Annotated in this window: 16 protein-coding genes and 1 pseudogene; 10 read left to right on the top strand and 7 right to left on the bottom strand. The window is 59.4% G+C overall.

What is annotated here, in order from left to right; all coding sequences use genetic code 11:
• Positions 1-64 precede the first annotated feature (64 nt).
• Together JFT66_RS15785 and JFT66_RS15780 are read right to left on the bottom strand one after the other, a co-directional pair.
• The gene (locus tag JFT66_RS15785; RefSeq protein ID WP_198859591.1) at positions 65-1,024 is read right to left on the bottom strand and encodes a DMT family transporter; all 960 of its coding nucleotides are present in this window, start codon (positions 1,022-1,024) and stop codon (positions 65-67) included.
• A 34-nt stretch (positions 1,025-1,058) separates the two neighbouring features.
• Entirely contained in the window at positions 1,059-1,982 is a 924-nt protein-coding gene (locus tag JFT66_RS15780) for a phytanoyl-CoA dioxygenase family protein (RefSeq protein ID WP_198859590.1), read from the bottom strand.
• 415 nt (positions 1,983-2,397) lie between these two features.
• Between JFT66_RS15780 and JFT66_RS30230 the strand changes: the two are divergent.
• From JFT66_RS30230 to JFT66_RS15770, 3 genes and pseudogenes are all read left to right on the top strand, one after another.
• Positions 2,398-2,481, top strand: a pseudogene (locus JFT66_RS30230) (DUF6124 family protein); the annotation flags it as partial.
• Positions 2,482-2,689: 208 nt separating this feature from the next.
• The gene (locus JFT66_RS15775; protein ID WP_198859589.1) at positions 2,690-3,199 is read left to right on the top strand and encodes a hypothetical protein; all 510 of its coding nucleotides are present in this window, start codon (positions 2,690-2,692) and stop codon (positions 3,197-3,199) included.
• A gap of 147 nt (positions 3,200-3,346) precedes the next feature.
• Complete coding sequence (locus JFT66_RS15770) at positions 3,347-4,780, top strand: ArnT family glycosyltransferase (protein ID WP_198859588.1); 1,434 nt, start codon at positions 3,347-3,349, stop codon at positions 4,778-4,780.
• 15 nt (positions 4,781-4,795) lie between these two features.
• Here JFT66_RS15770 and JFT66_RS15765 read toward each other — a convergent pair whose 3' ends face one another.
• Positions 4,796-5,284, bottom strand: a complete 489-nt coding sequence (locus JFT66_RS15765) for a TIGR00645 family protein (protein ID WP_005791582.1) — start codon at positions 5,282-5,284, stop codon at positions 4,796-4,798.
• 162 nt (positions 5,285-5,446) lie between these two features.
• On the opposite strand from JFT66_RS15765, the gene JFT66_RS15760 reads away from it, so the two are divergent.
• Positions 5,447-7,270, top strand: coding sequence for a hypothetical protein (locus JFT66_RS15760; RefSeq protein ID WP_198859587.1), 1,824 nt, complete (start codon positions 5,447-5,449; stop codon positions 7,268-7,270).
• A 6-nt stretch (positions 7,271-7,276) separates the two neighbouring features.
• Here the strand turns inward: JFT66_RS15760 and JFT66_RS15755 are convergent, their stop codons facing one another.
• Positions 7,277-7,594, bottom strand: coding sequence for a PA4575 family protein (locus JFT66_RS15755; protein WP_198859586.1), 318 nt, complete (start codon positions 7,592-7,594; stop codon positions 7,277-7,279).
• 311 nt (positions 7,595-7,905) lie between these two features.
• Positions 7,906-10,344, bottom strand: coding sequence for a Lon protease family protein (locus JFT66_RS15750; protein WP_065925342.1), 2,439 nt, complete (start codon positions 10,342-10,344; stop codon positions 7,906-7,908).
• A 268-nt stretch (positions 10,345-10,612) separates the two neighbouring features.
• Here JFT66_RS15750 and JFT66_RS15745 point away from each other — a divergent pair, with 268 nt between their 5' ends.
• The 4 genes from JFT66_RS15745 (at position 10,613) to JFT66_RS15730 (ending at position 14,201) form a co-directional block, all read left to right on the top strand.
• Positions 10,613-11,101, top strand: a complete 489-nt coding sequence (locus JFT66_RS15745) for a DUF3015 domain-containing protein (RefSeq protein WP_034117820.1) — start codon at positions 10,613-10,615, stop codon at positions 11,099-11,101.
• A gap of 91 nt (positions 11,102-11,192) precedes the next feature.
• On the top strand, positions 11,193-13,046 hold the full coding sequence (locus tag JFT66_RS15740; protein WP_153872604.1) for an Lnb N-terminal periplasmic domain-containing protein: 1,854 nt from the start codon (positions 11,193-11,195) through the stop codon (positions 13,044-13,046).
• Between the two features lie 230 nt (positions 13,047-13,276).
• On the top strand, positions 13,277-13,633 hold the full coding sequence (locus JFT66_RS15735) for a hypothetical protein (protein ID WP_153839411.1): 357 nt from the start codon (positions 13,277-13,279) through the stop codon (positions 13,631-13,633).
• Between the two features lie 70 nt (positions 13,634-13,703).
• Positions 13,704-14,201 (top strand): GreA/GreB family elongation factor, encoded by a 498-nt coding sequence (locus tag JFT66_RS15730; RefSeq protein ID WP_198859585.1) that lies wholly within the window; start codon positions 13,704-13,706, stop codon positions 14,199-14,201.
• Here the strand turns inward: JFT66_RS15730 and gdhA are convergent.
• Positions 14,198-15,535, bottom strand: coding sequence for an NADP-specific glutamate dehydrogenase (gdhA, locus tag JFT66_RS15725; RefSeq protein ID WP_034117815.1), 1,338 nt, complete (start codon positions 15,533-15,535; stop codon positions 14,198-14,200). The two genes, JFT66_RS15730 and gdhA, sit on opposite strands and share 4 nt — an antisense overlap.
• Positions 15,536-15,884: 349 nt before the next feature.
• Positions 15,885-17,549, bottom strand: a complete 1,665-nt coding sequence (ettA, locus tag JFT66_RS15720) for an energy-dependent translational throttle protein EttA (RefSeq protein WP_034117814.1) — start codon at positions 17,547-17,549, stop codon at positions 15,885-15,887.
• Between the two features lie 285 nt (positions 17,550-17,834).
• Between ettA and JFT66_RS15715 the strand changes: the two genes are divergently transcribed.
• Complete coding sequence (locus JFT66_RS15715) at positions 17,835-21,686, top strand: sensor domain-containing protein (protein ID WP_198859584.1); 3,852 nt, start codon at positions 17,835-17,837, stop codon at positions 21,684-21,686.
• A gap of 230 nt (positions 21,687-21,916) precedes the next feature.
• On the top strand, positions 21,917-23,170 hold the full coding sequence (gene glyA / locus JFT66_RS15710; RefSeq protein ID WP_153839415.1) for a serine hydroxymethyltransferase: 1,254 nt from the start codon (positions 21,917-21,919) through the stop codon (positions 23,168-23,170).
• Positions 23,171-23,189: the final 19 nt, after the last annotated feature.

The raw sequence follows: 23,189 nt of genomic DNA, 5'->3' as shown, positions 1-23,189 counted from the left end.
TCTGCACTTTTGTTCACCTACGCAGCTATCCCCATACCCCGCCCGCACCCGCCAGCTCGATCACTCAAGCCTGCACCTTCACCCCTTCGCGATTACCTTGAGCCATCACCCTCACCGCAATCGAAGCACCTGCCAGCAGCCCAACGATACCCAGAACCTCAAGGCCGGTAGGCAAGCGCTGCTCGGCGATCAGCCCAAAGGCGACTGCGAATATGGTTTCCACTGAAATAAGCTGCCCGGACAGGGCCATCGGTAGCCTCTGGCTGGCAAAATTCCAGGCCCATGCGCCGCCAACGGAAGCAACACAGGCCAGCGCCGCTGCGGCAGCCAGCACCGGCAGGGTATTGCTCAAGTGCAGGTCCAGGTGTGGATAGGTGTACAGGTCCAATACCAGCCCGAACGGCACGAACACAACCACGCTCAAACCAGCGCCGACCATCATCAGGCCGGTCCATAGGCCTGCGTGTACCCTGGGGATTTTCGCCAGCATCTTCTGGTTGAGTATGCTGAACATCAGCCAGGTCAGCACCGCACCCACGGCGTAGCTGACCGCGGCCAGGTAGGAGGTCAGGTCATTGTCTAAAACCCCGACCAAGGTGCCATAGTTCGCCGCGACCAACCCGCAAACCGCCAGGATGATCGGGACGGCGAGGCTGCTCCAGGTGGTGGTGCGCTCGATCATATTGCCCGCGACCGCGATGATGACCGGTGTAGCGCTCAGGAATGCCGGTGCGATGATAGCGCCGCCATTGAGCACGCTGCCCATGATGCAACCGATGTACACCGCATAGCCAAGCACGCCAAGCAGCCCGGCGTTGAGGATTGAGCGCCTGGTTAAAACGGGGTCGCCAGGCCAATAGATGCGCAGCATTACCAGGCCGATGCAGCCGGATACGATGAACCGCAGGGTGATGAAGTCAATCGGACCGAAGGCGCCCATCATGTAGGGCGACAGAAAATTAAGCGCCCAGCTGAAGGTGGCAAATACTGCAGCTGCCACCCCCAGCGCGTAGGATCTGGACATTAGCGCTCCTCAGCAGGCAACCTTTGCGGGGACATCAGATGACAGGGCCGCAATACGCGGAAGTGCGAATTTCCTCGCCGTCATTGATGTCGATAAATTGCGAACCATAGGCGGTCTGGGTCGGCCTGCCCCAGTTGACCCCCATCCCTACACCGCCACCGCTTTCAGACTCGCCTTCGAACATCGTTTTGTCCAATCGTGAACGCCAATCGAGAAAACGCATGGTCACCGCCAGGCGAGTCGCGAGCGGCCCAGGCAAGAGCGGTTCAGAGCGGTGCCACATCGACTTGGTGAACAACAGTACATCGCCCACTTCAAAATCATCCTGGGTTTTATACGCTTCAAACAGGTCTGTGAGCAGGCTGGGTGTTTGGAACACAGCTCTCAAATGCGCGGAAAAATCCTCCACGGCGACGCCGGCAACCATTCTTTTGGAAAGCAGGCTGGCCATCTGAAAATTAGCCTTCGCGCTATAGATGTCTTCGGCTAAATAAGCCATGCCCCCGCGCTGGCCTGAATTGTCGATAGGATCCAACGGGATCCACACGCTGAAAGCCGCGTCCTGAGGGCGGATGTACCTGAAGCTCAGGGAATCGTAGTGCCAGGCAAAGCCCTCTTTATGCGGGGTAAGCTCGAAACTCTGGGACTCGGTCATGATCAGCGGATGCCCGATTAACGTCACCAAGGCCGTCCTGAACGCGATTGAGGAATAGATGTTTTTCACCGCGTCGGTTGTCCCCAAATCATAGGTCAACCGGCTGAAAGAATCCCCATAGGCAGACTTCGACTCCCGTGCGGAGATCACTTTCGAACGAGCCGCCTGCTTCAAGGATTGAATGGCGTGCTCAGATAAAAAGCCTTTGAGTTTGATAAACCCCTGGCGACGAAATGCTTCGATTTCGTCGCTGTTGAGCAAGAGGTTGTTAACAAGAGACAGGTCCTTTTCTTGGGATTGCATCAGCGTGGCCTCCTTTATGCCAGCATTTGAACTCAAGCATGCGATAAGTGGGCGCTGGTGGCTTGAACCCAGACGACTGTTTTGCGCACTGAGGCGACATTGGACGTTGTCTTGCCAGCCGGAAAGTCTAACGATAGAAGCCGCCAAGGCGGGGCATCAGAATTTTCCCGCAACATGCCGCGCTGTCGATGAACTGGCGCACTCCAACCAACAAGCCTAGCCTTCCTCTGTCGCTGCAAAATCAGCGACCGGGTTTAGCAGCTCGGTTAATATCAAGGCCTGCAAAGCCACCATCCGTTCGAGCAATGCGTTCAGCATCCGCTGGTTCGTATCATGTCGGCTGTGCGTGGGGCACTTTCGGGTGCGCCGGGTTCCTTGATTCCTGGTCTGCTAACCCGCGTATGGTCGCCACCCTTTTCGTTTGGAAGGCGCCAACCGTCACAAGCTGCTGGCCACTCAGCAATTGATCGTGCTGGGTGAACTGTTGGTAGAGCGGGTACAAGTTCTAACCCAAGAGAGGCGGCCGAGGCGCATTCAGCGACTCGGCCTTTTGCTGTCAGCCGCCTCAGAAACCCCAGCGCGTCATCGCCACCCTTTATTTGGATTGACTGTATCAACAGCGCAGAATACGCCCGCGTAATGAATTAACCGCCCCAGCCCTCAAAAGACACAGGCGGAAGGCTTTGATGACAAGGACGAACATCGCATTGAACAAAAATTCCTATGCTTTCGTAATACCGGCCGCCATTGGCATGCTGCTGTTCATGGCGCTGATCCTGGCCTGGGTATTCATTATTTGGCCGTCTGTGCACTTCAAACCGGTGGCTGAAAAAACCTGCCAGATCTCATCGCCAGTGCTGGCTATTGCCTGGATGTTGAACCTGTGGCGCATGAGAAAACCCGAATTTCTGCGCAGAAGACCAATGGAGCACTTGAAGGTTTTTCTCGGTGCGCTCATTGCGAGTGCCATGGTGATGGCCGCCCTGCTAGCAGTGCTCATTCTTCTTACAAGTACGACGCTCAGCAGCTACGTGACCCAGTACGAATACACCCCAGGCGGCAGCCGTAGCTGCTCAGGCATCCTGGTATTCGATCCGGAAGTGAACAAACTGATCAAAATCTGCCGCAACAGCAGCCGCGGTGATCAGGGTAGGGTGCGGGTGGAAAAACGTAGCGGGCTATTCGGGATTGTTGTGACAAACACTGCGCGCCTATGACTTGCCTACGAACAAGTCAGCGTCAGGCCAGAGCCCCTCATCAATATTTTCCCATCCGTTCACTAAACGTTCAGAAACGCTGACAGATACTAGCCAACTGCAATGGCCGATCCCCCGAACGGTCCTCTTCCCCGGTAGCCCGATTCCATGACGCGTCCCGCTCCCCTGCTGCTCCTGCTCGCTGCCCTGTTGTTCTTCTTCGCCCTCGGCAATCACGAGCTGCAAGGCTCCACCGAAGCCCGGGTTTCCGGGATCGCCATGGCTATGCACTTGGACGATGACTGGGTGGTGCCGCGGCTGTTTCGCGAGCCGTTCCTGGAAAAACCGCCGCTGAGCCTGTGGCTGGATGCCGGCGCGATTCGCCTGTTTGGCGCCAGCACTGGGGCTGTGCGTTTGGCCTCGGCGTTCGCCGGTTTGTTCAGCGTGATGCTGTTGTACGGGATGCTGCGCCGATTCGGGCGGCCGCAGACACTGGCATTCAGTGCCGCGCTGATCCTGGCGACCATGGCCAGTTACTGGGGCAATGTGCGGGGTGTGGGTGAGGATTCGTTGCTCAGCCTTGGCGTGACCACTGCCCTGCTGGCGTTTTACCAGGCCGTACGGCCCGAACGCGAAGGGTCCAGTGTGTGGGCCTGGGCGTTGTTTACCGCTGGCATGGTCATCGCCACCCTGAGCAAAGGCGTGTTGGGCCTGGCCATGCCTGGCATCGTGATCTTTGTGTATTTGGCCAGTACCAGCCTGATGGATAAGCGCCTGCGCATCGGCGATTGGCTGAAGCCGGCGCTGTTCACGATGCTGGCCTTGGTGCCGTTGCTGATCTGGCTGGGGTTTCTGTTTCAGCGCGGCGGGATGCAGGCCGTGGGTGAGGTGTTGTGGACCAACAGCGTCGGACGCTTCAGCGGCTCGTTTGTCGAAGCCGGGCACTACGAGCCCTTCTACTATTACATCGCGAAACTACCCGAAGCTTTTCTACCCTGGAACATCCTGGTGTACCTGGGCCTGTGGCACTTTCGTAAGAGTCTGGTGCGCAACCGTTACCGTCTGTTTTTCAGCGTGTGGCTGGTGGCGCAGTTCACCCTGCTGACGTTGGCTTCCAGCAAACGCACGGTGTACTTGATGGCGCTGACGCCAGCCGCCGCGGTGCTGGCCGCCGAATATGCACGGGTGCTGCTGGAGTGGGCCAAGGCACACAAGCCCGCGCTGTACCGTTACCACCGGCGCATCATCGCTGGGGTTTTCACCCTGGCCGTGGTCTGCTACCTGATCGCAGCCTTCTGGTTTGCACCAAAAGCCGACGTGCGTCAGTCATTCGTGCCGGTGATCCGTCAGATCCAGACGCTGCAAGACGAAGGAAAAGCGGTGGCAATGTTCCAGCCCAACGAGCGGATCGCCGGCGCCAGCGTGTTTTATCTGCAAGCCTACCTGCCGATCCTGCAGACCGAACCCGAACTGCGCGCCTTTCTCACCGCCAAGCCCGGCAACATTGCGTTGATGGACCACACCGACCGGCTGAACGAGAAGGTCACGGTGATCAAGGAAATGGCGATCAACCGCCAGCCTTACTACTTCGTCGAGCTGTAAGGCCGGCGCGGGGCATCAGTGCTTGGTGAGTTTGTCCAGGTAGCCCATGGCAAACGCCGAGACCACGAAGGTCATGTGGATGATCACGTACCACATCAGGTGTTGCGGATCGACGTTCTTGGCGTCCATGAAGATGCGCAGCAAGTGGATGGAGGAAATCGCCACGATGGAGGCCGCTACTTTCATCTTCAGCGACGAAGAGTCCATGGTGCCCAGCCAGTTGAGCTTTTCCTTGTTTTCATCGATATCCAGCTGCGAGACGAAGTTCTCGTAGCCGGAAATCATCACCATCACCAGCAAGCCGCCGACCAGGGCCATGTCGATCAGCGACAGCAGCAGCAGGATCACTTCCGCTTCCAACATGGTGAAGATGTTGGGAATCACGTGAATGATTTCCTGGAAGAATTTCAGCGCCAGGATCAGCAAGCCCAGGGACAGCCCCAGGTAGATCGGTGCCAGCAGCCAACGCGAGGCGTACATCGTATTTTCGATAAAGCGTTCCATTGAATCTCACACAGCTTGGCTAAAAATGGCGCCGAGTATACCAGCCGCCCCCCGGCCTCTGTCACCGTGAGAAAACTGACCCAAGTGGCATCTGTAAGAGAGTTTTTCTGCTAGTGTCGAGACCATTAACTCGGCTCGATGATGTCGGACAGGAAGACTCAGATGAAGGATGTGCGATCCCCTTTGGCCACTTTCGGCCTGTGCGCGGCGTTGCTGATGGCCAGCGGCTGCTCCCCCAAAGAAGAGCAGAAGCAGGCGACCCTCGAAGAGAAAACCACGAAGTTCGAACAGTCCCTGGACGACATCCAGGACCCCAAGCTGCGCGATGCCATCGCCGACCTCGGCGGCTCGCTGCTGTTGCTGGAACGTGCGCGCCTCAAGCTCGCCAGCAAGCCCATCGAAGCCGAGTACGGCGAAGACACCCTGGCCCTGCTCAAGCATTACCCCACGCCGCAAGCCCTGGTGGACACCTACATCAACGGCCTTTTCGTGCTGCGCAAAGCCTCCCATTCCGACTACCTGACGGATTTGCAGCCGGTCTTCCCGTTCAACTTCAACGCGCCTGAGCGGTTCCCGTTCCCCCATGGCCTGGAATGGCAATCGGTCACCCTGAGCAACAATAAAGTCATTCCTTTCCAGCCGGAATGGTCGGAAACCGACCCCGGTATCCAACTGAGCCCAAGCAGCTCCAACCTGACCAACCCCGACGATCTGACGGTCACCTACCCGTTTATCGAAGGTATCGAGACGGAAAACAAAAGCCAGCCACAGCCGGTCAGCCTCAAGGGTGCGGTTGAAGTGGTTACGCCGGGCAAGGTGCTGACGTTCGATCTGACCAAGAAAGACGTGGGCCATAAACGCACCGAGGGCAATATCACCCTCAACCTGCTGTTGCTGGAAAAGAACTACGCCGAGATCGAACTGACCAACAGCGAGCCCCTGGCAGCCGAAGTCGGCGAAGAATCGCCGAACCCGCTGCTGGTGCAGGCACAGGACAGCACCGGGCAATTTCTCACCCGCTCAGGCTCGATCAATGAAAGTGCCGCGCAAGTGGCGTTCTACGAGAAACAATTGGCCGAAATGCACAAGCAAAAGGCCTGGTCCGACGCCTTCGAGAAACAGCTCACCGACGAGCAAAAAGCCTTCGAACGCAAGCAAACCAGCCACTACGCCAAGGTGTACTTCAACGGGCTGATCGACAACCTGCAGGTTAACGTCCTGGACTTTTCCACGGCCACGGTCACCCACAAGGACCTGGACCTGCCGGTGATGCGCTTCGACAGGAACAGCCTGCAGCAAAGCGTGCAAGCCCTGCCGATGCCGGTCACGGTGTATGACGACAGCGCCGCCAGCTGGCTCAAAGATGCCTCGATGACTGAGGAGCAGCTCAAAAAGAGCGTCACCATCAGCCAATCGACCGAAGACGCCAGTGCCGCGAAAGTCGTATTTGACCACCCCTTTACCTTCAATGACGACCTGGTCGGCGCCGAACGCAACAACAGCGACGCACCTATCACCTTCTTCACCGCCGACGACAAGGGCAAGCGCGGCGAGCCCATCGAGGTGCCGACCGAGGCTTTCGAGCTGAACGCCGGCAGCGGCACGCTCACTTACGACCTCAACCTGTTCCCGGAAACTCCGGCGTTCGTGGTGGGCTCAGTGCCGCTGTTCCTGGCGACCATCGAGAAAGCCACGATTGACGCCACCAAGCTGCCCAAGGGCCTGTCGCTCAAGGACAACGCGCTGATCGTCGATCAGAAGGACTTCCCTTCCGACAGCTGGCGTTTCTACGCCAAGGACGCCAGCGGCAATTACCTCAAGGAAATCCTCGGCGTCAGCCACCGCGCAGAGGAATACGGCACGGCGATGTTCGACGTGCATTACTTTTACGGCCAGCCGACCACGCTGGAAAGTTACCAGCGCACCGACCTCAGCACCGTGCAATACGGCTTTGAGGTCAAGCTGGACAAGCCTGAGAGCAAATAATCGGCGCTACAGCGCCAGCTGCTCTTGGCCGCCATTGAGTTGTCGCAGGTGGGCTTGCAGGTGCAGGCACCAGATCTGCGGCTCGTCCATTTGCTCGTAGCCATGCAACGTCAGGCTATCAACGATGGACCCCAGCATTCTTTCTGCCACGAAGGGCCCAGGGAACGGGCCCTGGGATTTAATGGTGGACGGCTGCTCACCCGACATCCCGGCGGCAAACAATAACGTCCACATGCCGTTATCCCCCGCGAGGGGGCGAATGGAGCATTCGATACGGGTGACCAGGCCCAGCCACTGGCGGGTAAGGCAAAGGTTGCGCGACATGGCGGCGACCCTCGGTAGATCGGTATTCAGCCCAGCGCAAGGCGAGGCTGTCTCTATCCTGCGACTCCTGTGGATATCCCTGTCTCTGAGAATAGAAGAAAAACGCAACGAACCAAGGTTGTAGGGACCAACGGGCGTTGGTCCGGCATAGCTGTCAATTTAGTGACATACACCGAACTAAATGTGGGAGGGGGCTTGCTCCCGATTGCGGTGTGCCAGTCTAAGTAATTTTGACTGACCCACCGCTATCGGGAGCAAGTCGAATCGTCGCACCGCCCCTCCCACATTTGATTCCCATTGAGCTTCAGGGATCAGGTCGGCTTGGCTTCAGCCAACGCCTGTTGCGCCAGCTCTTTCTCCGCCTCCTTCAAGTCTTCCTCACTGATCATCTCGGCAATCGCCCGCAAACGCTCCACCACTCGCGCATTCACAGTGCCTTCCGGGAATTGCCCCTCTGCGTCCGGCTCACCGGCATCCTCGCCCACCAACAGGCTCAACGCCTCATCCGCCTGGCGTACCGCATAGATATGAAATTGCCCGGCACGCACGGCCTGCAACACTTTCTCATCGAGCATCAGCGTAGCAACGTTGGCTTGAGGGATGATCGCGCCCTGCTCACCGGTCAAGCCGCGCGCTTCGCAGAGACGGAAGAAGCCTTCGATCTTCTCGTTGACCCCGCCCACCGCCTGCACTTCACCAAACTGGTTGATCGAGCCAGTGATGGCAAAACACTGCTTGAGCGGCGTCTTCGACAACGCTGAGATCAAGGTGCACGCCTCACCGAGAGACGCACTGTCGCCGTCCACATAGCCGTAGGACTGCTCCAAGGCGATGCTAGCCGAGATCGCCAGCGGGAATTCCTGGGCATAACGGCTGCCCAGGTAACCCGTGAGGATCATCACGCCCTTGGAGTGAATCGGTTGGCCGAGGTTAACTTCGCGCTCGATGTCGACAATACCGCTGCCGCCCGGATACACCGTGGCGGAAATTCGCGCCGGCACACCGAACGCCGAATCGCCCACCTCCAGCACCGTCAGCCCGTTGCACTTGCCTACAGCGGCGCCGGCGGTGTCGATCAGGATCACCCCGGCGAGCATATCGTCAAGAATCCGCGCCGACACACGACCCGTGCGCGTAGCCTTGGCCTTGAGTGCACGCTCGATATGCCCGGCATCGGTCATTTCGTCGCCCGCCAGGTGGCGAATGAAATCTGCCTCACTGACCAACTGGAACAAATCGCCAATCCGCGCCGATAACCGGCCCTGATGCTCCGCCAGACGTGCGCTATAGGTCGCCAGGCGCGCCACTGCGTCCGAAGTCAGCGGTGCCATGCCTTCTTCAGAGGTGCGGGTCTTGAGCAACTGGGCGAACTGCTCCAGGCTTTCGTCGACCATCGGGATGTCTTCGTCGAAATCCACCAATACGCGGAACATCTCCTGGAAGTCCGGATCGGCGTCTTGCAACGCGTAGTACAACTGGCGCGAACCGATGATGATCACCTTGACCTGCAACGGGATCATTTGCGGGTTGAGGGTTACCGTGGCCAAGCGGCCCAGCTCACCCAGGGGCGATTCCATCTTCAGCTTGCGCGACTGGAGGGAACGCTTGAGCGCATCCCACACGAATGGCTCGCTGAGCATTTTCTCGGCTTCAAGGATCAGGAAACCACCATTGGCGCGGTGCAAGGCACCCGGACGCAATTGGCGATAGGTGGTGTAGAGCGCCCCTTGGTCGGTGCTGTATTCGATCCGGCCGAACAGGTTGTCGTAGGTCGGGTGCGGTTCAAACACCACGGGCGCACCACCGTTGACCGGATGGCCTACCACCAGGCTGGGGCAGTATTGCTCTTCGAGCAGCTTACGCGCCTGGGCGTCGGTCTTGGCGTCGTCCACCAACTGCTCGACCACCGTTTTCAGCAGGTACACCTGCATGGCTTGCAGATAACCGCAGACACCGGCGTTTTCTGCGTATTTTTCCGACAACGGCGCCAGCAACGGCTGCAGGGCCAGGGTGATGGTTTCTTCGTTGAACTGGCGCAGTTGGTTGTTGGACTCACGCTTCCACTGCGGCAGGCTGGCCAACTCTTCGTTGAGGCGCTCTTCCAACTCGGAGATGTCGGTGTGGAAGCGCTCGCGATCCACTTCAGGCAGTTGCGAGAACTCGGCTTCGTCGAGCGCCTTGCCATCGAGCATCGGCGTGAAGGCGATGTTGGAGCTGTCCCGGTAAAGCGCCACGTCTTTTTCCAGGGCCAGACGCTCGATCACGTCCAACGCCTTGTCGTAACGCTGGTTGAACGCCCGATCGATGGCGCTTTTACGCTGTTGATAAGTCGGGTGTTCAAACACCGCCGGGAAGGTCGCTACCAGGTTGTCGACCAACCCGTTGATATCAGCGATAAACGCCGCCGCGCCGCCCCCTGGCAATTCCAGGGCGCGGGGCTCGCGCGGCTCATCGAAATTATTCACATAGACCCAGTCCGCCGGGGTCTGCAGGCGTTTGCCTTCGGCTTTCAGATAGCGTTTGACGAACGAAAAGCGGCCGGTACCGGGCTCACCCATGACAAACACGTTGTAACCGGGGCGTGGCATGGCCACACCGAACTGCAAGGCTTCGACCGCACGTTCCTGGCCAAGCACACCGCGAAAGGGCTCCAAATCATTGGTGGTCGAGAAGCTGAACTGTTCAGCGGAGAAAGGGCGAGTCAGCGCTTCGGGCGCTAGACGCAAGCTGGCAGCAACAGGATCAGGCATCGGGCTTCCTTACATCAGGCGGGGCAGATGACGGCATTCTGGCTCCCCCTTGCGCGCTCTGGCAAGGCGAGCCTTAGGGAAAGCATAGACACGGAACATACCCTACAAAAAATTCGCGAGAACTCTGATTGTTTTATAAAAAAACACGGAACCCCTGGAACGTGCCTAAACTCCAAACTGCGCGGGTTGGACTAATAACTGGCCCCTAGGGTGCGTTCACGCGCCTGAACCCTTGTCCATTGGTTTGCACACAATAGAGAACAAAGCTATGAAACGGATCCTTCTTGGTACTCTCTTCACCGTCGTCTCCCTCAATGCAATGGCAGAAGCACCAGGTGGCCCGAACTGCGGTTGGGGCAACATGTTGTTCGAAGGCCAGCGCGGTACTCCAGCCCACTTCCTGGCTTCCACCACCAACGGCACCTCGGGTAACGCCACATTCGGCATGACCTCCGGTACCAACGGCTGTAACACCAACAGCGCCCTGACCTACGGCGGCAAGTCCTGGATTGCCATGAATGGCATGATGAACGAGCTGTCCGAAGACATGGCCAAAGGCAACGGCGAAGCACTGACCACCTACGCGGTGGTACTGGGTGTTGCCCCGGAAGATCGCGATCACTTCGCGGCCGTGACCCACGAGCACTTCCAGCAGATCTTCAGCAAGGCTGACGTGACCGCTGACGACGTGCACAACAACACCATTGCTGTACTGAAAAGTGATGCCCGTCTGGCGAAATACGCCACCCAGGCTTAAGCTCGACCTGCCCGCGCCTTTCGAGGCGCGGGTTCTATTTTTGGACCCGCCTCCCCTTTGGGTCTCACTATTTCCGACTTAAGTTGCCCCTATGCTCAAACGCCTTGCCTGGTTGGCACTCTTCGCCTGCGCCCCGCTCTACGCGGCCCCGCACCTTGATGATCAACGTTTGCAGCAACTGGCCAATGATCCGTTCTGGCTTTCGCTGGGGCATTACGAAGCCGGCAAAATCAGTGGCTGGCGCAGCTATGTCAGCGATAAAAAGTTCTTTCTTGCTGCCGATGGCGCTCACCATCCGGACGCCGAACTCAAGGCCACTGTCGATGCGCTGTATGCACCGGCCAGCCTGGGTGAAAAGCACACCCAATGCGTCTACCCCGCACGTACCCGCTGGCTCAAGGATCAGTTGCACCTCACTGACCTGCCGACCGTGGACTGCACCGAATTCAAGCAGTGGTTCAAAGACGTCGCGCCCCATAGCGCGGTGATGATCTTCCCGGCGGCCTACCTCAACAGCCCGTCGTCGATGTTCGGCCACACCCTGCTGCGTATCGACCAGGCGGACGTGCAAAGCAACAACACCGCCCTGCTCAGCTATGCGATCAACTTCGGCGCCTATATCGAAGGCTCCGACAACAGCATCCTCTACGCCTGGAAGGGCCTGATGGGCGGCTACCCCGGCCTGTTCGCCCTGGTGCCCTACCAGGAAAAGCTCTCGGAATACCGCAGCCTTGAGAACCGCGACCTGTGGGAATACCGCCTGAACCTGACCCAGGTCGAGACCGAGCGCATGGTCGAGCATGTGTGGGAACTCAAGCAGATCCAGTTCGACTACTTCTTTTTCGACGAAAACTGCTCCTACCGTCTGCTGGAACTGTTGCAAGTGGCCCGCCCCGGCTTGCGCCTGACCGAGCAATTCCCGCTCACTGCGATCCCTACCGACACGGTCAAGGCCGTTAAAGACGCCGGCCTGGTCGAAAAAATCGACTATCGGCCCTCCCGCGAACGCGAACTGCTCGAACGCGCCAAACCATTGGATAGCGATGAGCAGCAATGGGTGCTGAAAATCAGCGATGACCAGAAGCAATTGCAGGAGCCGACCTTCAAAGCGCTGCCCCGCGAGCGCCAGGCGCTGATTGTGGATGCCGCCTACCGCCTGGGCCGCTACCGCGCCAATGGGCTGGAGCGCGACACTGAACGCTCCCAGCGCAGCTTCGAACTGCTGCGCGCAATCAATCAGAACCCTGCGCCCGACCTGAAGATCACGCCGCCTGGCCTGCCGGAAAACGGCCACGAATCGCGCACCTGGCAAGCCGGCATAGGCACCCGTGGCGACAAGGCCTTCGGCGAATACGGCCTGCGCATGGCCTATCACGACCTTAATGACAACGCCGAAGGCTTCCCGCTCGGCGCCCAGATCGAAATCCTGCAAATGAAACTGCGCCAGTACGAAGGCAACCACTGGCAGTTGCAGCAACTCGACCTGGCCACTATCCGCTCCCTGACCCCACGTAATGCGCTGCTGCAGCCCTGGTCATGGCAAGTGACTGGCGGCCTGGAACGGGTACCCGGCAAACACGACGACGAAACTCTGGTCGCCCACGTCAACGGCGGCGCCGGCGGCACCTGGCAACTGAGCGACGACATGCTCGGCTTCGCCCTCGGCACAGTGCGCGTGGAACACAACAACGATTTCAGCGAAGCCATCTCACCCGCCGCCGGCTTCAACACCGGCGTGCTGTGGAAAAACCCACTGGGCAACCTGAGCCTGGAAGCCAAGGGCGACTTCTTTACCAACGGCGAAGTGCGGCGCAGCATCAGCCTCAACCAGCAGTGGGAACTGTCCCGCAACCTGGGCCTGCGCTTGAGTGCGCAGCGTGAATACAGCCACTTATCCACACCCGTGAATGAAGTGATGCTTGAAGTGAAGTGGTACCACTACTGACTCAAGCCTGGTGAAACACAAAATGTGGGAGGGGGCTTGCTCCCGATAGCGGTGGGTCAGTCAAAAATACTGAGACTGGTAAACTGCTATCGGGAGCAAGCCCCCTCCCACGTTTGGTTTTGTGCTTGGCCAAAAGTCCTCCACATCCCCCTGACCCACCTTTCACATACAGCTGACAAATCACTGACTAAACTCCCCTTATCAGCCGTGAACCGGCCAGGGAGTACGCCATGTGGCGGTATGCGGTAATGCTGTGTGCAATGGTGTGGTTGTCAGGCTGCCAATCAACCCATCAAGAGTTGCTGGCCAAGGGTTATCCACCCGCCTTCGCCGACGGCTTTGACGATGGTTGCAGCAGTGGCCGCCAGGCCGCTGGGGTGATTACCGGGGAGTTTCGCAAGAACGTGCCGCGCTATCTGAAAGACCGTCAATACGCCGAAGGCTGGGAAGATGGTTTTCGCCAGTGCAAAGCCATGCGTGAAAACGAAGAGCTGCGTGACTACCAGGAAAACCGCAGGGACGACCGTGAACGTGCCTGGCAACAGGAGAAAGATCGCGATGCGGCCAAGGCCTATCGCTCGCAATAGGTCGCTTCCAGACATCCATCGAAACTAATGCGCGGCGAACATGGACCAAACTCCATAGAGGGAGAATGCCATGAGCCGAGCTTTTGTAAATGAAGACAACGCCGCCGCCCAGGCCGAGCAGCCGGTGGAGCGTCAGGTCAGCGCGCAACCTAACCGTTTGACCGCGCAAGGGTTGGCGCAGTTACAAGCCAAGGTGGCGCAATTGCAGCTTGAGTACAGTGCCGAGTCCGCCAAAGGTGAGCAGGCCGATAAGCAGCGCCAGGCTGATCTTGAGCGGGACCTGCGTTACTTCAACCAGCGGGTGCAGAGCGCACAGGTGGTCGCGCCGGCGACATCCACCGACAAGGTGCAGATCGGCAGCTGGGTCACGTTCGCCAACGAGCAGGACGAGCAGCAGCGCATTCAGTTGGTGGGTGAGGATCAAGCCGACGCCAACGCCGGTTTGATCAACTGGGGCTCGCCCCTGGGCCGCGCCTTGCTCAGTGCCCAGGTAGGTGACGAGGTGCTGTGGCAGCGCCCCGTCGGCGATCAGTTGATCGAAGTGCTGCGTATCGAGCCCGAGGTTTAGACGATGCCTTGGGCCAGCATCGCGTCAGCCACTTTCACGAAGCCCGCGATGTTCGCGCCCTTGACGTAGTTGATGCGGCCGTTCTCTTCACCGTAATGCACGCAGGCATGGTGGATCGACTGCATGATGTTGTGCAGCTTGCTGTCGACTTCGCCGGCGGTCCACAGCAGGCGCATGGCGTTCTGCGACATTTCCAGGCCGCTCACCGCCACGCCACCAGCGTTGGATGCCTTGCCCGGCGCGAACAGAATGCCCGCGTCGATAAAGATATCCACAGCCTCAAGGGTGGTCGGCATGTTGGCGCCTTCGGCCACGCAGGTGCAGCCATTGCGCAGCAAGGCGTGCGCAGCATCGGCGTCGAGTTCGTTCTGGGTGGCGCATGGCAGCGCGATGTCGCAGGCCAGCTCCCAAGGCGTCTTGCCTTTACGGAATTCCAGGCCGAACCGTTCGGCCAACTCACTGATGCGTCCGCGTTGCACGTTTTTCAGCTCCAGCAAGGCCGCCCATTGGTCCTCGCTCAACCCACTTTCGGCGTACAGGGTGCCTTCGGAGTCCGACAGGGAAATCACCTTGCCACCCAGGTCCATGACCTTGCGCGCCGCGTATTGCGCCACGTTACCGGAACCGGAGACCGCCACGCGCTTGCCTTCGACCCGCTGCCCCTGGCGCTTGAGCATTTCCTCGGCGAAATACACGCAGCCGAAACCGGTGGCTTCCGGGCGAATCAGGCTGCCGCCATAGGTCATGCCTTTGCCAGTCAGCACCGAAGTGAATTGGTTGCTCAGGCGTTTGTACTGGCCAAACAGGAAACCGATTTCCCGTGCGCCCACACCGATGTCACCGGCCGGCACGTCGACGTCCGCTCCGATGTGGCGGTACAGCTCACTCATGAACGCCTGGCAGAAGCGCATCACTTCAGCGTCGCTCTTGCCCTTGGGGTCGAAGTCCGAGCCGCCTTTGCCGCCGCCCATGGGCAGCGAGGTCAGGGAATTCTTGAAGGTTTGCTCGAAGGCGAGGAATTTCAATACGCCCAGGTTCACCGAGGGGTGAAAACGCAGGCCGCCTTTGTAAGGGCCGATGGCGCTGTTCATCTGGATACGGAAACCGCGATTGACCTGGACCTTTGCGTGATCATCCACCCACGACACTCGGAAGGTAATTGCGCGCTCCGGCTCGCAGACGCGCTCCAGGATGCCCGAGGTCAGGTAGTGGGGGTTGGCCTCAAGAAAGGGCCACAGGCTGCGTAGGACTTCTTCTACAGCCTGGTGGAATTCCGGCTGATCGGGGTCACGTTTCTTGAGGCGGGCCAGGAAGGATTCGACGGATTCGATCATGAAAAGTCTCGGCAAATTGATTGTTGTTAAACAGAGATTGAGCCGGACTTTAACAATTCGTTTCGCACCGTGACAGGGCGAAATGTCGCTTTTGTGAATTTAAATGGTGCATTGGATATAAATAATTAAGTCTTAACGCCCCAAAAAGGGTATTTCAGCTTAGAAGATGCACCAACAGTTAAACCGCCTTCGCGAGCAAGCCCGCTCCCACATTCGACCACATTTCAAAGTTGAAACCCGATCAAATGTGGGAGCGGGCTTGCTCGCGAATGCATTCAACGCGGTACTCCTGAAACACCAGCAAAAAAAACGGAGCCCGAAGGCTCCGCTTTTTTCAAACCAGCCCGAATCAGGCCAGTTTCTTGTGACGCACACGGTGCGGCTGGGCAGCGGCTTCGCCCAAGCGCTTTTTACGGTCCGCTTCGTACTCGGTGTAGTTGCCTTCGAAGAACACCGCTTGCGAGTCGTCTTCGTACGCCAGGATGTGCGTCGCCACACGGTCAAGGAACCAGCGATCGTGAGAGATCACAATGGCAGCGCCCGGGAAGTCCAGCAGGGCTTCTTCCAGGGAACGCAGGGTTTCAACGTCGAGGTCGTTGGACGGTTCGTCGAGCAGCAACACGTTGCCGCCTTCTTTCAAGGTCAGGGCCAGGTGCAAGCGACCGCGCTCACCACCGGACAGGTCCTTGACGAACTTCTGCTGGTCGCCGCCCTTGAAGTTGAAACGACCGACGTAGGTGCGCGACGGGATTTCATAGTTGCCGATGCGGATCTGGTCGGAACCGTCGGAAATCTGCTGGAACACCGTCTTGCTGCCGTCGAGGTCTTCGCGGCTCTGGTCGACACAGGCCAGTTGCACGGTGTCGCCGACTTCGATGGTGCCCGAATCCGGAGTTTCCTTGCCCATCAGCATGCGGAACAGTGTGGATTTACCTGCACCGTTACCACCAATTACGCCGACGATTGCGCCTTTTGGCATGGAGAACGACAGATTGTCGATCAGCACGCGGTCGCCATAGCCTTTGGAAACGTTCTTGAACTCGATGACCTTGTCACCCAGGCGCGGGCCGGCCGGGATGTAGATCTCGTTGGTTTCGCTGCGCTTCTGGAATTCCTGCGACTGCATTTCTTCAAAGCGTTGCAGACGTGCCTTGGATTTGGACTGGCGGGCCTTGGCGCCTTTGCGCACCCACTCCAGTTCTTCCTTCATGGCTTTTTCGTGGGCCGATTGCTGCTTGGATTCGGCGGCCAGACGGTCGGACTTGGCTTCCAGCCAACCGGAGTAGTTGCCCTCGTAAGGGATACCGGCGCCGCGGTCGAGCTCGAGGATCCAGCCGGCGACGTTGTCCAGGAAGTACCGGTCGTGCGTGATCGCGACCACGGTGCCCGGGAAATCGTGAAGGAAATGTTCCAGCCAGGCGACGGAATCGGCATCCAAGTGGTTGGTCGGTTCGTCGAGCAGCAGCATGTCGGGGGCCGACAGCAGCAGGCGGCACAGGGCCACACGGCGTTTTTCACCACCGGACAGGAATTCGACCTTGGCGTCCCACGCCGGCAGGCGCAGCGCATCGGCGGCGACTTCCAACTGGCGCTCCAGGTTGTGACCGTCGCCGGCCTGCAGGATGGCTTCGAGCTTGGCCTGTTCAGCGGCCAGCTTGTCGAAGTCGGCATCCGGCTCGGCGTAGGCGGCGTAGACCTCGTCCAGGCGCGCCTGGGCGTCCTTGATCACGCTGACGGCCTCTTCGACCACTTCGCGCACGGTCTTGGTCGGATCCAGGATCGGTTCTTGCGGCAGGTAGCCGATGTTCAGGTCCGGCATCGGGCGGGCTTCGCCTTCGAACTCGGTGTCGACGCCGGCCATGATTTTCAGCAGCGTGGACTTACCCGAACCGTTGAGGCCGAGCACGCCGATCTTGGCGCCTGGGAAGAAGGACAGCGAAATGTTTTTCAGGATTTCCCGCTTCGGCGGAACAACTTTTCCCAGCCGATGCATGGTGAAGACGTATTGAGCCATGGTGAACCTAGCGTCAGTGACTGATGAATTAAGCGGACGAAGCCCGTGCCAGGCCATGCGCCGCGCGGGCCGTTGATAGTGATCAATGCCTGCGTGGGGAAAAAGCCTGAATGTCTGGGGCTGGAACGCCCCCGCGTAACCGGCAAAGCTACCTGAATGCGCTGGGGCAGTCCAGCCAGGGAAGACTGGCACTTTGCCACAACTCAAGGCATGCTAGCCGCCCTCCGGGCGTCCGGCTTATAGTGCACGTCGCGCGCCAGTCCAGCCAAACCGCAGGATCACAGCTTGTCCAAAGTCACGCCGCCAACTCCCTTGCGCGCCGCTCATATTGCGCCGGGAGTGCCCCTGCACGGTACCTTGAAGGGCGCGCTGGCGACGCTTGTCCTGCTGTTGCTCGCGTTATTGTTCTGGCAACTGCTCGACCAATTGCAGCAAAACCAGAAAGACCAACAGCAATACACCATTGATTACAGCGCCGACCTCGCCGAACAGATCAGCCTGAACATGGCCCTGAGCGCGCAGATCGCCCTTAATCTGCTGCCCATCGTCGAACCGCCGCGCAACGCCGAACAGCAACAGGCGTTGATCCGCACCTTGCAGCGCTCATTGCCGGAGCTGCGCAGCTTCGCCCTGCTCGCCCCCAGCGGCGCGCTGATCAGCGACACCGACGGCGACAGCCGGGACAGCGCCTGGCTTGAAGAGCTGGTCAAACGCAGCCACTCCCAGCCCTATTACCTGAGCAACGACAACGACGGCACCGTCATCTACCTGTTGCTGCACCAGCCCAGCGGGGGCTCGAAGGTGTACTGGGCCTTACGCCTGGCGCCGAACTTCCTGGCCAACCTCACGCGCCAGGACGTCCAGGCCCAGCGCCCGATGTGGGCGATCGAGAACCGTCTGAACCACCGCGTGGTCAGCCGTGACAGCGGCATGCCGGCGCAGTGGTCCGGCGCCCTGACCCCGGAAGAATTGAACCGCAGTGTGCTGGTCAGCCCCTTGAGCAAAAGTGACTGGCAACTGCGCGGGCTGTTCGACCGAAGTGCAGTGTTGGAACAACTGTTGCCGGCGTTTATCGGCAAGTGCCTGCTGGGGCTGGCGTTCTCGCTGATCCCGGTGATCGTGCTGTTGAACATGCGCCGCCGCCAGCGCCAGGTGCATGAAGGCCGGCGGCGCTATCAGGACATTTTCGAAGGCACAGGCGTGGCCTTGTGCGTGCTTGACCTGTCGGGGCTCAAAGCGTTTTTCGACAAGACCCAAGTACACAGCCGCGAGCAATTGCACGCCTGGTTGCAGGCCAACCCCGCCGAACGCCAGCAACTGCTCAAGGAACTGCGGGTCACCGAGGTCAACCAGGTGGCGGTGCGCCTATTGAATGTGGGCTCTTGCGAACAGGCCTGGGAACGCCTGATCGATGATTGCCCACGCAATGCCACCGCCATCGGCTATCCCGTGCTGGAAGCCGTGCTGACCCAGCAAAAACAACTGGAACTGGAAATCCAGCTCAACGATGTAGCCGGCAACGAACAATACCTGTGGCTGGTGATGCGCCTGCCGGAGCAACAGGACGACTTCAAGGCGGTGATCCTGAGCATCAGCGATATCACCAGCCGCAAGCTGATCGAACTGTCGCTGGTGGAGCGCGAGAGCTTCTGGTCGGACGTGGTGCGCACCGTACCCGACCACCTGTATGTGCAGGACGTGATCAGCCAGCGCATGATTTTCAGCAACCATCACCTGGGCCATACCCTCGGCTACAACAAGGCCGAATTGCAGCAAATGGGCGAGTACTTCTGGGAAATCCTGCTGCACCCCGAAGACGCCGAGCACTACCACGACTTGCGCCAACAGCAACGCGAGGTCGGCTATACGATCCAACTGCACTGCCAACTGCGCTTTCGTCACCGCAATAACCAATGGCGACGCTTCGATATCCGCGAACAAGCCCTGGCCCGGGACACGTCCGCGGTGGTCACCCGGATCATCGGCGTGGCCAAGGACATTACCGACCAGATCGAGGCCAGCGAATCGCTGCGCGACAGCGAGCAGCGCTACCGCATGCTGGCCGAAAGCATCAGCGACGTGATCTGCTCCACTGACAGCCAACTGGCCCTCAATTACATCAGCCCGTCGGTCAACGCCGTGCTCGGCTATGACGTGGACTGGGTGTTCAAGAATGGCTGGCAGTCGATCATTGCCAACCCGCAACAGTTGACCGGCATTTATAGCCTGATGGAACAGGTCAGCCGCGCCCTGGGCAACCCCGAAGCGTTGAATACGCTGCGCGATGAAGTCCAGACCCAGTTGTTCCTGTTCGACTGCCTGCGTGCCGATGGGCGCAAAGTGCCGATTGAACTGCGCCTGGTGCTGGTGTGGGATGAACATGGTGCGTTTGAAGGCATCCTCGGCGTGGGCCGCGATATCAGCCAGCAACGCCGTGCCGAAAAAGACCTGCGCATGGCGGCCACGGTATTTGAGCATTCCACCTCGGCCATCCTGATCACCGACCCGGCCGGCTATATCGTGCAGGCCAACGAGGCGTTCAGCCGGGTCAGCGGTTATGCGGTGAGCGATGTGCTCGACCAACTGCCGAACATGCTCACCGTCGATGAGCAGCAGGAAGCCCATTTGCGCTATGTGCTCAAGCAACTGCACCAGCACAGCACCTGGGAAGGCGAAGTGTGGCTCAAGCGCCGCAACGGCGAGCATTACCCAGCCTGGGTCGGTATTACCGCCGTGTTCGACGATGAAGGCGACTTGGCCAGCTACGTATGCTTCTTCAGCGATATCAGCGAGCGCAAGGCCAGCGAACAGCGCATCCACCGCCTGGCTTACTACGATGCCCTGACCCACCTGCCCAACCGCACACTGTTCCAGGACCGCCTGCACACCGCGTTGCAGTCAGCCGAGCGGCAGAAGTCGTGGGTGGTACTGATGTTCCTCGATCTCGACCGCTTCAAGCCGATCAACGACTCCCTCGGCCACGCCGCCGGCGACCGTATGCTCAAGGAAATGGCCACGCGCCTGCTCGGTTGCGTGGCCGAAGACGACACCGTGGCACGTATGGGCGGCGACGAGTTCACCTTGCTCCTGCAACCGCGGGTCAGCCGCGAGATGGCGTTGAACCGCGCGATACATGTGGCCGAGCAGATTCTCGCCAGCCTGGTGAAGCCCTTCGTGCTGGAAGGCCGCGAGTTTTTTGTGACCGCCAGCATCGGCATCGCCCTCAGCCCGCAAGACGGTAACGAGCTGAGCCAATTGATGAAGAACGCCGATACTGCGATGTATCACGCCAAGGAGCGCGGCAAGAACAACTTCCAGTTTTACCAGGCCGACATGAACGCCAGCGCCCTGGAACGCCTGGAGCTGGAAAGCGACCTGCGCCACGCCCTGGAGCAGAACGAATTCGTGCTTTATTACCAACCGCAATTCAGCGGCGACGGCAAACGCCTGACCGGCGCCGAGGCCCTGCTGCGCTGGCGCCATCCGCGTCGCGGCCTGGTACCGCCAGGCGACTTCATCCCTGTGCTGGAGGAATTGGGGCTGGTGGTGGATGTGGGCGACTGGGTGATCAGTGAAGCCTGTCGCCAGCTCAAGACCTGGCACCAGAACAAGGTGCGGGTGCCGAAAGTCTCGGTGAACATCTCGGCGCGACAGTTCTCCGATGGCCAGTTGGGCACGCGCATCGCCACCATCCTCAAGGACACCGGCCTGCCGCCGGCGTGCCTGGAGCTGGAGCTGACCGAAAGTATCCTGATGCGCGAAGTCAACGAAGCCATGCAGATCCTCGCCAGCCTGAAGAACCTGGGCCTGAGCATCGCGGTGGACGACTTCGGCACCGGCTATTCGTCACTCAACTACCTCAAGCAGTTTCCCATCGACGTGCTGAAGATCGACCGCACATTCGTCGATGGCCTGCCCTCGGGTGAGCAGGACGCGCAAATTGCCCGGGCGATTATCGCCATGGCCCACAGCTTGAACCTGGCGGTGATTGCCGAGGGTGTGGAAACCCATGAGCAGTTGGACTTCCTGCGAGAGCATGGGTGTGATGAGGTGCAGGGTTACCTGTTCGGGCGGCCGATGCCGGCGAATCGGTTCGAGGCGCAGTTCAGCAATGATGCGCTGTTCATGTTCGACTGACCTGCTGTTGTGAGGCTTATGGCCTCATCGGGAGCAAGCCCCCTCCCACCTTTTGAACTGTGAATACCTTCAAATGTGGGAGGGGGCTTGCTCCCGATGAGGCCAGCACAGTCACCACTCATCTCCAGATGAGCCCCACTTGTCCGCGACATGATGTCCTTTCATATGCCATCTAAAACCCATTGGGTTAGAATGCCCTCCTTTTCTGCCCCCGATCCTTGAGGACCGCCATGTTCAGCCGTGATTTGACTATTGCCAAGTACGACGCCGATCTCTTCGCCGCCATGGAGCAAGAAGCCGTGCGCCAGGAAGAGCACATTGAGCTGATCGCTTCGGAAAACTACACCAGCCCTGCGGTGATGGAGGCTCAAGGTTCGGTTCTGACCAACAAGTACGCCGAAGGCTACCCAGGCAAGCGCTACTACGGTGGTTGCGAGTACGTCGACGTGGTTGAGCAGCTTGCAATCGACCGCGCCAAGGAACTGTTCGGCGCCGATTACGCCAACGTCCAGCCGCACGCCGGCTCCCAAGCCAACAGCGCCGTGTACCTGGCCCTGCTGCAAGGCGGCGACACCATCCTGGGCATGAGCCTGGCCCACGGCGGTCACCTGACCCACGGCGCCAGCGTTTCCTCCTCCGGCAAGCTGTACAACGCCGTTCAATACGGTATCGATGCCAACGGCCTGATCGACTACGACGAAGTCGAGCGCCTGGCGGTCGAGCACAAGCCAAAAATGATCGTGGCTGGTTTCTCTGCCTACTCGCAGATCCTGGACTTCCCACGTTTCCGTGAAATCGCCGACAAGGTTGGCGCTTACCTGTTCGTCGACATGGCTCACGTAGCCGGTCTGGTCGCCGCTGGCGTCTACCCGAACCCGGTGCCTTACGCTGACGTCGTCACCACCACCACCCACAAGACCCTGCGCGGTCCACGTGGCGGCCTGATTCTGGCGCGCGCCAATGCCGAGATCGAGAAGAAACTAAACTCCGCGGTATTCCCGGGCGCCCAAGGTGGCCCGCTGGAGCACGTGATCGCCGCTAAAGCGATCTGCTTCAAGGAAGCCCTGCAGCCTGAGTTCAAGACCTACCAGCAACAGGTAGTGAAGAACGCCCAGGCCATGGCCACTGTGTTCATCGAACGCGGTTTTGACGTGGTGTCCGGCGGTACCGAAAACCACCTGTTCCTGCTGTCGCTGATCAAGCAGGATATTTCCGGTAAAGATGCTGACGCTGCCCTGGGCAAAGCCTTCATCACCGTGAACAAGAACTCCGTGCCGAACGACCCACGTTCGCCGTTCGTCACCTCCGGCCTGCGCTTCGGCACCCCGGCAGTGACCACTCGTGGCTTCAAGGAAGCAGAGTGCAAGGAACTGGCCGGCTGGATCTGCGACATCCTGGCAGACCTGAACAACGAAGCCGTGATCGACGCGGTACGTGAGAAGGTCAAGGCCATCTGCAAGAAGCTGCCGGTGTACGGCGCTTGATTGCAGTTGCTTGAATGAA

Source organism: Pseudomonas sp. MF6755 (genome assembly GCF_016405635.1).
Classification (GTDB): domain Bacteria; phylum Pseudomonadota; class Gammaproteobacteria; order Pseudomonadales; family Pseudomonadaceae; genus Aquipseudomonas; species Aquipseudomonas haemolytica.
This window is presented reverse-complemented; position numbering and strand designations above follow the sequence as displayed.